General features: G+C 37.2%; 16 protein-coding genes. 1 reads left to right on the top strand and 15 read right to left on the bottom strand.

Annotated features, from left to right (window positions below):
- Nucleotides 1-14: 14 nt before the first annotated feature.
- From flhA to BAQ49_RS08785, 10 genes are all read right to left on the bottom strand, one after another.
- Nucleotides 15-2,081, bottom strand: coding sequence for a flagellar biosynthesis protein FlhA (flhA, locus tag BAQ49_RS08830; protein WP_071745008.1), 2,067 nt, complete (start codon nt 2,079-2,081; stop codon nt 15-17).
- A gap of 24 nt (nt 2,082-2,105) precedes the next feature.
- Complete coding sequence (gene flhB / locus BAQ49_RS08825; protein WP_071745007.1) at nt 2,106-3,152, bottom strand: flagellar type III secretion system protein FlhB; 1,047 nt, start codon at nt 3,150-3,152, stop codon at nt 2,106-2,108.
- A 10-nt stretch (nt 3,153-3,162) separates the two neighbouring features.
- Nucleotides 3,163-3,924, bottom strand: a complete 762-nt coding sequence (locus BAQ49_RS08820; protein ID WP_071745006.1) for a flagellar biosynthetic protein FliR — start codon at nt 3,922-3,924, stop codon at nt 3,163-3,165.
- A 15-nt stretch (nt 3,925-3,939) separates the two neighbouring features.
- Entirely contained in the window at nt 3,940-4,215 is a 276-nt protein-coding gene (locus BAQ49_RS08815; RefSeq protein ID WP_001098085.1) for a flagellar biosynthetic protein FliQ, read from the bottom strand.
- 33 nt (nt 4,216-4,248) lie between these two features.
- On the bottom strand, nt 4,249-5,007 hold the full coding sequence (locus tag BAQ49_RS08810; protein WP_071745005.1) for a flagellar type III secretion system pore protein FliP: 759 nt from the start codon (nt 5,005-5,007) through the stop codon (nt 4,249-4,251).
- Nucleotides 5,004-5,324, bottom strand: a complete 321-nt coding sequence (locus BAQ49_RS08805; protein WP_000121171.1) for a hypothetical protein — start codon at nt 5,322-5,324, stop codon at nt 5,004-5,006. The genes BAQ49_RS08810 and BAQ49_RS08805 overlap by 4 nt, the downstream gene beginning before the upstream one ends.
- Nucleotides 5,325-5,354: 30 nt before the next feature.
- Entirely contained in the window at nt 5,355-5,696 is a 342-nt protein-coding gene (fliN, locus tag BAQ49_RS08800; RefSeq protein WP_071745004.1) for a flagellar motor switch protein FliN, read from the bottom strand.
- A gap of 10 nt (nt 5,697-5,706) precedes the next feature.
- On the bottom strand, nt 5,707-6,693 hold the full coding sequence (gene fliM, locus BAQ49_RS08795) for a flagellar motor switch protein FliM (RefSeq protein WP_071745003.1): 987 nt from the start codon (nt 6,691-6,693) through the stop codon (nt 5,707-5,709).
- A 14-nt stretch (nt 6,694-6,707) separates the two neighbouring features.
- Complete coding sequence (locus BAQ49_RS08790; RefSeq protein WP_071745002.1) at nt 6,708-6,932, bottom strand: flagellar motor switch protein FliN; 225 nt, start codon at nt 6,930-6,932, stop codon at nt 6,708-6,710.
- Nucleotides 6,933-7,148: 216 nt separating this feature from the next.
- Nucleotides 7,149-7,937 (bottom strand): lytic transglycosylase domain-containing protein, encoded by a 789-nt coding sequence (locus tag BAQ49_RS08785; RefSeq protein WP_071745001.1) that lies wholly within the window; start codon nt 7,935-7,937, stop codon nt 7,149-7,151.
- 244 nt (nt 7,938-8,181) lie between these two features.
- Between BAQ49_RS08785 and BAQ49_RS08780 the strand changes: the two genes are divergently transcribed.
- A complete protein-coding gene (locus BAQ49_RS08780) occupies nt 8,182-9,141 on the top strand; it encodes a flagellin N-terminal helical domain-containing protein (protein ID WP_071745000.1) in 960 nt (319 codons plus the stop codon).
- A 378-nt stretch (nt 9,142-9,519) separates the two neighbouring features.
- Here BAQ49_RS08780 and BAQ49_RS08775 read toward each other — a convergent pair whose 3' ends face one another.
- The 5 genes from BAQ49_RS08775 to BAQ49_RS08755 are packed head-to-tail and all read right to left on the bottom strand — an operon-like array spanning nt 9,520 to nt 13,130.
- The gene (locus BAQ49_RS08775; RefSeq protein WP_116733442.1) at nt 9,520-10,575 is read right to left on the bottom strand and encodes a P-loop NTPase; all 1,056 of its coding nucleotides are present in this window, start codon (nt 10,573-10,575) and stop codon (nt 9,520-9,522) included.
- A gap of 20 nt (nt 10,576-10,595) precedes the next feature.
- Nucleotides 10,596-11,084 (bottom strand): cyclic pyranopterin monophosphate synthase MoaC, encoded by a 489-nt coding sequence (gene moaC, locus BAQ49_RS08770; protein ID WP_071744999.1) that lies wholly within the window; start codon nt 11,082-11,084, stop codon nt 10,596-10,598.
- Between the two features lie 46 nt (nt 11,085-11,130).
- Nucleotides 11,131-11,367 carry a molybdopterin converting factor subunit 1 gene (gene moaD / locus BAQ49_RS08765; RefSeq protein ID WP_071744998.1) on the bottom strand — a complete coding sequence of 79 codons (237 nt, stop codon included), beginning with the start codon at nt 11,365-11,367 and terminating at the stop codon, nt 11,131-11,133.
- Nucleotides 11,368-11,371: 4 nt separating this feature from the next.
- Nucleotides 11,372-11,836, bottom strand: a complete 465-nt coding sequence (locus tag BAQ49_RS08760) for a molybdenum cofactor biosynthesis protein MoaE (RefSeq protein ID WP_071744997.1) — start codon at nt 11,834-11,836, stop codon at nt 11,372-11,374.
- A complete protein-coding gene (locus tag BAQ49_RS08755; protein ID WP_071745137.1) occupies nt 11,817-13,130 on the bottom strand; it encodes a molybdopterin molybdotransferase MoeA in 1,314 nt (437 codons plus the stop codon). The genes BAQ49_RS08760 and BAQ49_RS08755 overlap by 20 nt, the downstream gene beginning before the upstream one ends.
- Between the last annotated feature and the right edge of the window lie 16 nt (nt 13,131-13,146).

Below are 13,146 nucleotides of genomic sequence, written 5' to 3'. Positions count from 1 at the left end.
TACTTCACCCCCTACTATTCAATATAAGCAATTTGATCTACAACAATTTCTGGTGCTAGTTCACTAATACATAATACTTTAGCTTCTATTTGATAACGTTCAAGAAGTCTCACAATCGCAAATCTGAAATCTTTTCTGCGTGTTAATAATACTGGCTCTCTTCCCATTAAACGAGTTTGTTTGAAAATGCGCTGTGCTTGCTCTACTACTCGCGTTTCTAAATCTAAATCCCAGTTTAATAAATAACCTTGGTATGAATTATTCACAACATCTGCATCCAATTCAATTGAATCAGAGAAGAGCGCCGCATAGATTTTCCCATCAGGATTTTTCGCACTCTCACAAATAACTTTTGAAATACATTCACGAACAAATGCAGTGACACCATCAACATGGTTTTGATAAATTTCCTTCCCATCAATAATACCTTCGATAATGGTTGGTAAATCACGAATAGAAATACCTTCTTTTAGCAGTTGTTTAATAACATTTTGAACGAGTGATAAGTCAATTTCCTTCTTCTTAATCTCTTCTAATAAAACCCCGTTATCATTTTCAAGCGAGTTAATTAAGTCTTTTACATGTTGACGCTGAATTAACTCATGAAGATTACGTCGAACGACAACATCTAAATGCGTTATTAATATGCTAAGTGGCTCTAACACTTGATAGCCTTTCATTTGTGCATCTTGTACCATATGCTCTAAAATCCAATATCCATCTTCACCGAAAATCGGATCTTTCGCTGGTTCTGCATCTAAATCGGCCATTACATTCGGTGTTTTCAGTGCTAATAAGTAACCTGATTTTAAAACACCTTCGGCCGCCTTCGCACCTTTAATACGAATAATGTAACGTCCGCGCGGTCTAAAACTCGTATTATCTTTAAAGTTAATTCCAGGAACGTTAATACCGAGGTCGGTAATAATCGATTTCCGCATCAGAACAACTTTATCACGAGCTGTTTCCCCGTTTATCTTCTGCTTTACAAGTGCCGCTAAATCTAAACCAAGCTCTACGATAATTGGATATTTATCTGTAAACACGCCGAATGAATCTTCCACTTGTTGCAATTGCTCTTCATCGCCTTGAATCATTTCTAATTCTTTTTGAAGCTCGTCTTCTTTTTCTTTCTTTATTCGCTTTTTATTATGAACACCTAAGAAGATGATCGTGCCTCCAACGAGAGCGAATGGTAGAAGTGGTAGCGGAGTAAAAATACCCATTGCGATAAATAAACCACCGAGCGCATATACAACAACTTCATGCGCTAATAACTCTTTAAAGATTCCTTCTGTTACTGTATCAGGTGAACCGTCAAATACTCGCGTTACGATGACACCTGTTGAAATTGCAAGCATTAACGAACCGATCTGGTTTACGATTCCGTCACCGACAGTTAACTGTGTATAATGAATGGCTGCTTCTCCAAAACTCATTCCTTGCTGCATCATACCGACAATTAAACCGAAAATAATGTTTACGAATAAAATGACAATTCCGAAAATAACATCCCCTTTAATGAACTTTCCGGCACCATCCATCGCTCCGTAAAACTCTGTTTCCATATTTAATTTTTTTCGTTTTGCTTGTGCATCTTTCTCAGTAATAATGCGCTGATTCAAGTCAGCATCGATAGACATTTGTTTCCCTGGTAAAGAATCAAGCGTAAAACGAGCTGCTACTTCAGCTGTACGAGACGCACCGTTTGCAACAATAAACTGGAATATGATTAATACTGTAAAAATAACGATACCAATTAATAAGTTCCCGCCAATTACGAACTGGCCGAACTCTTCAATAACATGACCGGCATTTCCGTCTGTCAAAATCGCTCGCGTCGTCGAAACGTTAATTGATACGCGGAAAATCCCGATTAATAACAACATCGTCGGAAATGACTTTAATTCATCCCACTCGTTAATACTTGTTGCTCGCATATAAATAAGCACTGACATACTTAGTAAAAAAACGATAACGATATCAAGTATAAATGGTGAAAGTGGAATTAAGAGCGCCACTACGAATGACGCTGCTAAAAAGATAGAAAAATAGGTTCTTGCAGAGTCTATCTTAAACACAAGAGATCTCCTCCAACCGCGCTATTATACTTCAAGTTCATTCGTTTGAATTAAATAGCGCATAACTTCAATTACAGCTACATATAAATCTTCTGGAATCGCCATGTCTTCCTCGACTTGATAATATAAAGAACGAGCAAGCGGACGGTTTTCCACCATTGGTATTTCTTGTTCGCGGGCAAGCGTTCGTATATATAATGCGAGCTCATCTTCCCCTTTTGCAACGACAATTGGCGCCGCATCAACCTGTTTATTGTACCGAAGTACGACCGAAATATGAGTCGGATTGTTTACAATAAATGTTGCACCATCCATCTTCTTCGCAATTGTCCCTTGCAAGATCGCATGCATAAAGTTTTTTCGTTTCCCTTTTACTTGCGGGTCCCCTTCATTATCTTTATGCTCCCTTTTTACTTCTTCTTTTTTCATCTTAATATCTTGTTCGTACTCCCATTTTTGATAAATGAAATCAATAATAGAAAGAACGATTAAAATAATTAAAATGGCTAAAAAGATAAATTTAATTTGGCTAATAATTTCAGTTAGTGACGCTGTCCAGTTAAATCCAATCATACTAACAATCTTCTCTAAATTCTTGTTAAAGAGAACGTACGAAACGTAACCGATTAATCCCATATAAAACAGTGATTTCAAAATATCTACTAAACTTTTACGACTAAACAATCTCGTAAAATAGTTTTTCGGATTAATACGTGATGCTTTCGGCTTAAGTACTTTAGAAGAAAATAAGAAACCAACTTGGATCATATAATTGAATAAATGAAAAGCGTATACGAGTATTAATATAGGAGCCGATACTTTAAGAAGCAAAATGCCCATTAAATACAAATACTCCGTCACATCCGTATTTTTTCCAATTTGATCAAACAGCGCCGCTACGGAGTTCGTAATCTCAAACCCTAACCAATCTCCGAAAAAGTAAACGACAACTGCTAATACGAGAATGGAAAATAAATTATTTAAATCTTTACTCCGGGCAATATTCCCTTCTTCACGCGATTTCTTACGCTTCTGCGGGGTGGCCTTTTCTGTTTTATTATCCTTTGCCATACGCGTCCCCCTACTTTGTTAAGAAAAAGTTAAATAGTTTCGTATATTCCTCAAGCAATACATCTGTCATATTTTTAAACACATAACCGAGCATCGGTACACTCATCGCAATAAATAAAATACCACACGTAATTTTAATCACGTATGCATTCATAAAAACATTTAATTGCGGAGCGTTTTTTGCGATTAAAATAAGAACAAAATTAATAATGAATAAGCTGCCCATAAGCGGCAAAGCAATTTCGACCGCTGATGTAATCGCAAATAATAACGTTGCGATTAGACTATCTAAAAAACTAGTCGTCAACAATTTTGAAATCGCCTCTGTATATTGAAACGACTTTAAAATCGTGGCAACGAAATAGTTAATACCGCCAAGTGAAATAAAAATAATGAGAAAAAATATATCAAAAATTGTTGATAGTAAAGTAGACTGCGATCCTGCATTCACATCAAACAAACTCGCCTGTGATAAACCGATATCAAAGTCCAAAATATGTCCTGCCATTTTCGGAATGCTCCACAGCATCTCAACAATTTTGGAAAGTGATAATCCAATTATAATTTGCGTTCCTGCATAAGCAGCTACATCCCAAACTGTCTTTATGTGCGAGACATCAACTTGATCTGCTACTGTAATCGAAAGAGCGAGTCCAAATGTAACCTTTGCCATCGCCGGAATTGATCGCCCTGAGAAAAACGGTAAAAAATATAAAAATGAAGTAATGCGGCAAAACGCAAAAAACGTCGCCGCCCATAATTCCATATTCATTTCAATTCACCTATCTTAGTACGAACGCAATAGCGATGGAATTTTATCAAATAAATCTAAAATAAGCGTCGTTAACTCTTGAAACATCCACGGACCTAAAATGATAATAACGAGTACAATACTCGCCATTTTCGGTAAAAACGTCAGCGTTTGTTCTTGAATTTGCATCATCGCCATAATGACAGCGATAATAATAACGACAATCATACTTACGCCGGCAACCGGCATCAAAATCATAACCCCTTTATAAAAAAAGGTTTGAAAAATATCTATAATTGGTGACGTATTCATTTATATGACTCCTATCACATAGCATCAAACGCTTCAGGCGACCGTTTTAAACATAATATCGACGATTTTTGTATATCCACCTAAATATACGAAAACGAGTATTTTAAATGGTAAACTTAAAATCATCGGCGGTACCATCATCATCCCAAGGTACATTAAAAGTGTACTAATAATTAAATCAATAAAGACAAATGCTAAATAAATGAACATCCCTGTAAGTAACCCTTTTTGAATTTGCGTTAGCGTAAAGGATGGTACGAGCGTAAATAATGAAAGATCTTTCAAATCTTTCGGCAACTCTTCACCGCGTACTTTCAGCATCATTTTTAAATCATGCTTATATGTATGCTTCGCCATGTAATCTTTCATAATCGGAGCTGTCGTCTCCGCAGCTTGACTTACTGTTATTTTTTCTTTCGTCATTGGGTCCCACACATCACTCTTTAACTGACCTAACACCGGTTGCATCGTAAATAGTGATAAAAATAAAGCGAGTCCAACAAGCACTTGGTTTGGTGGTAAATTCATAACCCCAAGTCCTTGACGAGTAATCCCAAGAACGATCATAAAATAAGTAAAATGCGTAAATAAAAGAACGATAGAAGAAAATAATGATAGAAGGGTAACGAGTGCAAATAACTGTACACTTGAATTACTCGTAAACTCTTTTCCATTTTCGAAATTAATAAAACCGTTCGGGGCTGCATACGCTGGATTTACAAAAACAAATGAAAAAATAATAGAAAATGCGAAAATAACGACAAATAACGATAACTGTTTCTTTATTTTCATGATGGATCCTCTACTTTTTTCGTTTCACTCTTCACCGCGTCTTCTAGTGCTTGTTGAAACTGATTTCCTGTCCCTGTTAATTGCACAGATTGTACACCGTTATTACTTATAACAGTAAACACTTGCTTCCCGTCCACTTCAAACAAAAAGGCACTCGTTTGATGATTTAAAAAAACGCCGTCTTTCACTTGAATATGGCCATTTTCACCTTGCTTAAAAAACTGCTGTTTGCGCGTCTTTTTCGTCATATAATACGCACCGTAGCCGAGCGCACCAAACAGTAAAACGACTTGAAATAAGGTCGTCATATACGACATATGACTCCTCCTCTACTCTTTATCCTGCATTTAATTTTGCATCTTCATAAGCGCTGCATGTTTCTTGTCAGCTTCAATTTCAGAAATAATAATGCCGAACTTCTCATCCATTACTGTCGCTTCACCAATACCGACTTTCATGTCGCTTAAATATACATCTACTTTATGTCCTAAGTTTTTCTCTACTTCAAGAACATCGCCAACTTTTAATTGCTTCACATCACCAAGCGCAATAGATGACTTCCCCAGTTTCACTCCAAGTTCAATCGAAATATCTGAAACGGTATCAATATGTGCCTTCCCCGCTTCATTTCGATCCCTTGCAAATTCTTCCAACCCCATTAGTGACACAGGAAATACTTCATGTTTCATATGGATCCTCCTACTCTATAAAACTTTTAAATAGGAGCGCCTTACGCGTTCCATCTTTCCCGATAAAACAATTAAATTTATGTTTTCCATCTACATAACCACGTAGTTGGTCTGTTACTTTCGTATGGAGCGGAATTATATCACCTTCTTCAATTTGCTCAATCTCGCCCATTGTCATCTTCTGCTCACCAATCGCAACGTGTACAGGCTTATACACTTGATTTACTTTCACTTCTACTTCAGATGTATACTTTTTACGCTTATCCGAAGAATTTTCGACAATATTTTCAGACGTTAACTTATCCATAATTTCTTCAACAGATAAGAATGGAATCCCGATACGAACGGTCGTATTCCAAAAATCTGTTTTCATATTTACGTTCAGTAATGAAATAATATCGCTCGCTGTTGTAATCTTCAGCGCATTTGGGTCTGTCTCCGTCGTTACAAATTTCGGCTTTATCGCAACAACGCTTTCAAATGATTGTTGTAAATTTTTACAAAGAAGAGCAAAGATATTATCAAGCGTTAAAAACTCAAACGCAGTTAACGGTCGACGCATCGTAAAATTACGCTTACTATCCCCGCCAAGCCAGCATTCATGAATATAAATAACGAACGCTAAATCAATTTCAATTACGATTTCTCCAAGCTCTGGAAGGCCGAGATCAATAACGCAATATAAATAGTAATCTTTCGGCATTTTCTCCACATACTCACTCGTAAACGGAACTTGCTCAACAGTCGACGGCTCTAGTTCAATCGGAATACGCATACGAGCTGAAAACGTCTGTGACGTCTGTTTTCCAAAAGTCGACGCAATCGCTTGCAAACTACGTAAATGCTCAACACCAAACTTCTCCGGTCTATTAAAATCGTACTCTTGAAATTTATCTTGTTTCCCTGCTTCTTGTGCGAAAGCTGGCATTTCCTCGCCTTCATTTACCGCCTTCAGCAGGGCATCAATTTGCTCTTGGCTTAATTTATCGCCACTCATGAAAATCCCCTTCCCTACCTTTTCAATTCAACAATTTCAACGTACATTTTTCCATTCTTCGTCAAAATCTTTCCGGTTCCAATATCTTCATTCTCAAGCATAATAAGCACCGTATTTTTCGTTGAATTTTCAAGACGATACAATGTACCTTTCGTAATATGAAGCAGATCTTCAATTTTCTTTTTCGTATTTCCAATTTCAAAATAAATCGTTAACGGAATATCATCTTGTAATTTCAAATCTAGCCAACTCCCATATCATGTTCACGAACATTTCATATTCTCTATTTATCCCGCTATTTGCGGGCAGTAAGACCCCTCCCCCAAAATTCAGCGAAAGCAAAGAAGTTAGGTGGGGGATCCACTGCCCATAAAAGCCCGATTGGTGAAGGCTAATAATCAGTGGTGGATGAACAAAACACTGATTAAAGTTTCACTTTATATAAATGAAATTTCTTATTTCGAAACGTCTATATTCAATATTTTCTTTATATATCCTTGCGTTTCCTTAAATGGTGGTACGCCTCCGTACTTTCTCACATTACCAGGACCAGCATTATAAGAAGCAAGTGCTAGTATGAGATCACCGTTATTTTTCTTTAAATAACCGCTTAACTCTTTCACACCACCGTCAATACTTTCAGCTGGTGAAAATGGATTTTTTATACCCATCTCTTTCACATTTGCTGGCATAAGCTGCATCAGCCCCATCGCTCCTGCATGTGACACCGTTTTCGGATTAAAATTAGACTCTACTTCAATCATTTTTTGAATTAACGTTTTCGGAATTCCATATGTACGACTAGCGCGATCAATAATATCCTCATACTTACCTTCATTTGAATAACGTATATTTTGAATATTATACTTTTTCGTTAATCTCCACGTATCAGCAGACTCATTTTTCGTTTCTGAGAAACGTCGCTTAAACTCTTTTTGTGCGATTTGCACTTCATCCACTTTCTTCGTTTCAGCTTTCTCCGTCTCCTCAAGCTTACTCGTTTCCTCTGCTTTAATAGGCTCTATCGGCTTATTAACAACCGTTTCTATTTTCGTAGATTGTACCGACTGGTTCATAGCCTCTACTTTTTCCGCTTGTGGAGTAACCTTCGTCTCCTTCGCAGGTTCACTCTGCAATTGATCTTGAAAACGACTACTAACGAACGCCTGCGGACTACTTAACTTTTGCTGAATTAGTCCTTTTTTATACACAAGAACTTCTTTTACAATATTTCCAACTACCATAACATCACCTTTTCGATAAATAAAGATAATATAATATTAGAGTTTTTTTAAAAAATTTGCAATAATCCTTTGTAATAAAAAAACAACTAAATTGTTAAAATTTTATTTTTTTATATTTATTAATTCAAATTTTCAGTTGACACTTGATATAGCAGGACTTACAATGAATTTGAAATAGATTTTTTCGAATATTTGAATTTTTAAATTAACAGAAAAATCAATATAAAAAATGGGGGTTCTTACCATGAGAATTAATACAAACATTAATAGCATGCGTACGCAAGAATACATGCGCCAAAACCAAGACAAAATGAACGTTTCTATGAATCGCTTATCAAGCGGTAAACGTATTAACAGTGCAGCTGACGATGCAGCAGGACTTGCTATCGCAACTCGTATGCGCGCAAAAGAAAACGGATTAGGTGTTGCATCTCGTAATACACAAGACGGTATTTCTATGATTCGTACAGCTGATTCAGCAATGAACTCTGTATCAAACATCTTACTTCGTATGCGTGACCTAGCAGTTCAATCTGCCAACGGTACAAACACAAACGAAAACCGTGGTGCACTAGAAAAAGAATTTTCTGCATTAAGAGATCAAATTGATTACATTGCAACTAACACTCAATTTAACGGAAAAACATTATTAAATGGTGATAATGGATCTGTTAAAATTCATAGTTATGATGATGGACAAGCAGCAACTTCAGCTCCAGCATTAGCTGATGAGGGTACATCTGATGAAGGGGGTATTGAAACTCCAAAACCTGCTATTAACGGCACTATCGATATCACACTAGCAAATGTTACCAGCGCTAATTTAGAAGGTAATAGTAAGAAACTTAGCCAAATTTCTATCTCAGCAACAAACGCAGGCGCTGATGGAACAGCTGGTACTGAAGGTGATACTGCTGCTATCAATAATGCTAACGAAGCAATTAAAGCTATCGATGGCATGATCGCATCTATCGCAGGTAGCCGTGCTGATTTAGGTGCTACATTAAATCGTTTAGACTTTAACGTAGAAAGCTTAAATAACCAAGCTTCTAACATGGCATCTTCTGCTTCTCAAATTGAAGACGCTGACATGGCGAAAGAAATGTCTGAAATGACTAAGTTCAAAATCTTGAACGAAGCTGGTATTAGTATGCATTCTCAAGCAAACCAAACTCCTCAAATGGTTTCTAAATTATTACAATAAACCATTTGAGTTAGTTTCATGAAAGAACCTCTCTATTTATAGAGAAGTTCTTTTTTCTTTATATACAGATAAAGAGCGATAAATTCCATTTTATCGCTTAGGTAGAAAATACATCCATGCATAGAAGCAGGCAGTCCCTACTTTCCCCCTCTGTAGTAAAAATTCCATTTTTATTTTCGTACCCTTTTAATAACTTTAAAACAATGACTACATCAATTTATAAAAGAGCATATTTGGCAGTCCTAAGAAAGAATACGCATTTAATTGTTCTTAATGTAGTTTCACAAAACATTTCTAATTTACTACAGCCGTAAGTAATTCATAAAAGATAAAAGAAAGATACACATACACTATGTATCTCTCCTCTTATTTTATATACTAGTCCTCATAATAAATAATATCCTCAGCTAAAGAAGTAAAGATCTCCCCAACAAGTGAGTCTTCATCATATACACATGAGCCTTTATTTTCTTCACGCTTCGCAAACGGTATTTGGGCGATTACTTCTGCTTGCAGTTGTTCTGCTAACGTTTCACCGCCGCCTTTTCCGAAGAGATAGTTTCTTGAGCCGTCTTGTTCTTCGTAATATGCCATGTTTTCAACGATACCTAAAATATCGTGTTTCGTATGTTTTGCCATTACTCCTACTCTAGAAGCGACAAATGAAGCTACACTATGAGGAGTTGTAACGATAATTTCCTTCGCTTGCGGAATCATCGCAGCCACATCTATCGCAACGTCTCCTGTTCCAGGTGGTAAATCGAGAAGAAGATAGTCTAGTTCTCCCCAGTGCGTGTTCGCAAGGAAGTTTTGAATCCATTTGTTTAACATCGGTCCTCGCCACATTACTGGGTTATTACCATCTGTAAAGAATCCCATCGACATAATTTTAACACCGTGACTTACGACTGGAATTGCTGTTTGATCGATCATTGTTGGCTTTTCATTCGTTTCCATCATAGCAGGGATGCTAAATCCATATATGTCTGCATCTAAAATCCCAACCTTCTTTCCCATACGAGCTAAAGTAGTAGCAAGGTTAATCGTCACAGTTGATTTACCAACTCCTCCTTTTCCGCTCGTTACAGTAATAAAACGCACACCTGAATCAGGTCGAAGCATACTAGGCATTCCTGTTTCTGTTCTAGCTTCTTTCTTTAAAGACGCTGTTAATGACGCTCGTTCTTCCGGTGTCATTGAGCCAAATGTTACGGAAACTTTTGATGCCCCAACGTTTCGAAGTGAGTCTTCAATATCTTGTTGTATTTTTGCTTTCAACGGACAGCCTTGAATTGTTAAAACTACTTCTAGCCCAACTTCTGTACCATCAATTTGTATATTCCTTACCATGTTTAATTCCACAATACTTTTGTGTAATTCTGGATCTTCTACATCGCTTAAAGCGTTCATAATCTGTTCGTGAGTAATCATCATACACATTCCTTCCATTGTAATTATTTTACCTTGTGAAAAAAGTCTCCGCTTTTCCCACCCGTTTTTTGAACTAAATATGTTTCTTTCATAACCATCGTTTTATCAACAGCTTTGCACATATCGTAAAAAGTAAGGGCGGCAATCGATACGGCAGTTAATGCTTCCATTTCTACACCTGTTTTCCCACTACATTTTACTGTCGCTCGTATGATTAACTCATAGCCATCGGTTTTCTTTTCATAATGGAACGTAAAGTCTGTTCCTTGGATTAATATTGGGTGACACATAGGGATAATATCCGATGTTTTTTTAGCACCGATTATGCCAGCCACTTGCGCTACTTGGAGCGGGTCTCCTTTTTTCAATCCACCACTTTGAATTGCTTCAAATAGTTCATTTGATAAAGAAATTGTACTTTGTGCAACAGCTGTACGTGTTGAAATATCTTTTTGAGAGATATCAACCATTTTAGCTCTTCCTTCTTCATTCCAGTGTGAAAATTCACTCATAATGATCCTCCTTAACGTATGAAAGATTTAATGCTCGAATAAAAAATTACCCTCCGCTTACAGGCGGGATAAACGCGACAGTATCTCCGGCTTTTACAATATCTTCGTCCGCTACAAATTCTTCATTAATTGCTACCATAACTTTTTCTAGCGTCTGTAATTGATAGTTATCTTTCAGCCATTTTTTCAATTGATAAACATTCATCTCTCGTTTTTCTATTATTGCTAATCTCTCTGAGCCGACTTCTTCTCGTAAATTTGCGAACAGTAAAATTGTTATCATTCTCTCATTCTTCTTTCTTTGGTTTTCCTTCTGGATACGGAGTATTTTCAAGCTGATCTCCAATCCACTCCGTTCCATCTTCCCAAAATTCTTTTTTCCAAATTGGGACGATTCTCTTTATACGTTCAATTGCGTATTCATTCGCATCGTACGCTGCTTTACGATGCGGTGACGATACTGCAATGACAACTGCAATATCCATTATTTCTAATCGCCCTACTCGGTGCGTGATTGCTATTTTTGCATCCGGCCACTGTTTCTTAATTTCTTCTCCAATTTCAGTAAGCTTTTTTACTGCCATCGGTTTATATGCTTCATACTCAAGATGTAACGTTCGTTTTCCTTTCGTTAATTCTCTAACCGTTCCAATAAAAGTTGTAATTGCTCCTGCTTCTCGTCTTGCTACTTTATCCGTTACTTCTTGAACTACAATCGGATTATCTACAATTTCAAATCGTGCTTGTCCCATCAAAACCTCTCCCCACTTTACGGAATGTCCAAGGCCATTCACTACCTTCGTCATCTTCTAATAAAAGAATGTCTACAAACATCCCTTTCTTATATCCTCTCGTTCCGCCTTGTAGGACGATAAAAATGTTTGATTCTGCTAATGAAGAAACGGAACTAGATTTATCAAAGCCTGATGGATAAGCGATTAGTTGTCCTTCGTTATACTTCTGCTTACCTCGTACAAATCTTGTAAATGGATTCGGTTTTAGAAAATCTTCTCCGAGCATTGCTTTTTCTCGTTTTACATATGGTTTTTCGCTAAACATATACGTACGAATGCTAGGTTTTACAAATAACTCAAAACCTACGTAACAAGCAGATGGATTACCTGATAATCCGAATAACAATTTCCCGTTTAATTGCGCTACTGTTGTGACGCTACCCGGCCGCATGGCTACTTTATTAAAAAGAACTGACGCGCCTAACTTTTCGTATATCGCTGGTAAATAGTCATAGTCACCTACCGAAACACCACCAGTTGTAATTAGCATATCAACTTCGCTTAATGCTCTTTTCACTGCTTCGTAGCACGTATTAGAATCGTCACTAAACTTCCCAAAGTATTTTACTCTTCCACCTGCTCTTCGAATTTGAGACGATATCATATACGTATTACTATTTCGGATTTTTCCGGGTTGTAGTTCTTCATTTACATCGAGAAGTTCACTCCCAGTCGCTAATAGTCCAATTACAGGCTTTTTCGCTACTGGCACTTCGCTATAACCGAATGTAGCAAGAAGAGCTGAAATACCCGGATTAATGTAACTACCTCTTTTTGCGAGAACGGTTCCTTTCTGAATATCTTCACCTTGAAAGGATATATTGTCCCCTTCTTTAAATGAGCGCCTCACTTCCATATAGCTTTTTCCGATATTCTCATATTGACGATGACGAGTCAGTTCTAGCATGACAACTGCGTTACATCCTTTCGGAATTTGTGCCCCTGTCATAATTCGAACTGCTTGAAACGCTCCTACTTCTTTAGGAAATACGGAACCTGCTCCAATTTCACCGATGACTTCAAATACGATTGGATTCTTACGACTTGCTCGCGAAGTATCTTCTGCCCTAATAGCAAATCCATCATATGGCGAGCGATCGAAAGAAGGCACATCGTGATCCGCTACTACATCGTCTGCTAACGTACGCCCGTATGCTAATTCCAGTGGTACTAGTTCTTTTACACCACAATTAGCAAATGACATCACTTTACGAACAGCCTCTTCAACTGTAATTAGCACTCTTCTTTCCATCATTATCAATCCCTCT

Source organism: Bacillus proteolyticus (assembly GCF_001884065.1).
Taxonomy (GTDB): Bacteria; Bacillota; Bacilli; order Bacillales; family Bacillaceae_G; genus Bacillus_A; species Bacillus_A proteolyticus.
This window is presented reverse-complemented; position numbering and strand designations above follow the sequence as displayed.

What these genes read in the sequence shown, in the direction of transcription:
- flhB (WP_071745007.1), bottom strand. Translation starts at nt 3,152, where the DNA reads ATGGCAAAGGATAATAAAACAGAAAAGGCCACCCCGCAGAAGCGTAAG.
- BAQ49_RS08820 (WP_071745006.1), bottom strand. Translation starts at nt 3,924, where the DNA reads ATGAATATGGAATTATGGGCGGCGACGTTTTTTGCGTTTTGCCGCATT.
- BAQ49_RS08815 (WP_001098085.1), bottom strand. Translation starts at nt 4,215, where the DNA reads ATGAATACGTCACCAATTATAGATATTTTTCAAACCTTTTTTTATAAA.
- BAQ49_RS08810 (WP_071745005.1), bottom strand. Translation starts at nt 5,007, where the DNA reads ATGAAAATAAAGAAACAGTTATCGTTATTTGTCGTTATTTTCGCATTT.
- BAQ49_RS08805 (WP_000121171.1), bottom strand. Translation starts at nt 5,324, where the DNA reads ATGTCGTATATGACGACCTTATTTCAAGTCGTTTTACTGTTTGGTGCG.
- fliN (WP_071745004.1), bottom strand. Translation starts at nt 5,696, where the DNA reads ATGAAACATGAAGTATTTCCTGTGTCACTAATGGGGTTGGAAGAATTT.
- fliM (WP_071745003.1), bottom strand. Translation starts at nt 6,693, where the DNA reads ATGAGTGGCGATAAATTAAGCCAAGAGCAAATTGATGCCCTGCTGAAG.
- BAQ49_RS08785 (WP_071745001.1), bottom strand. Translation starts at nt 7,937, where the DNA reads ATGGTAGTTGGAAATATTGTAAAAGAAGTTCTTGTGTATAAAAAAGGA.
- BAQ49_RS08780 (WP_071745000.1), top strand. Translation starts at nt 8,182, where the DNA reads ATGAGAATTAATACAAACATTAATAGCATGCGTACGCAAGAATACATG.
- BAQ49_RS08775 (WP_116733442.1), bottom strand. Translation starts at nt 10,575, where the DNA reads ATGATGATTACTCACGAACAGATTATGAACGCTTTAAGCGATGTAGAA.
- moaC (WP_071744999.1), bottom strand. Translation starts at nt 11,084, where the DNA reads ATGAGTGAATTTTCACACTGGAATGAAGAAGGAAGAGCTAAAATGGTT.
- moaD (WP_071744998.1), bottom strand. Translation starts at nt 11,367, where the DNA reads ATGATAACAATTTTACTGTTCGCAAATTTACGAGAAGAAGTCGGCTCA.
- BAQ49_RS08760 (WP_071744997.1), bottom strand. Translation starts at nt 11,836, where the DNA reads ATGGGACAAGCACGATTTGAAATTGTAGATAATCCGATTGTAGTTCAA.
- BAQ49_RS08755 (WP_071745137.1), bottom strand. Translation starts at nt 13,130, where the DNA reads ATGGAAAGAAGAGTGCTAATTACAGTTGAAGAGGCTGTTCGTAAAGTG.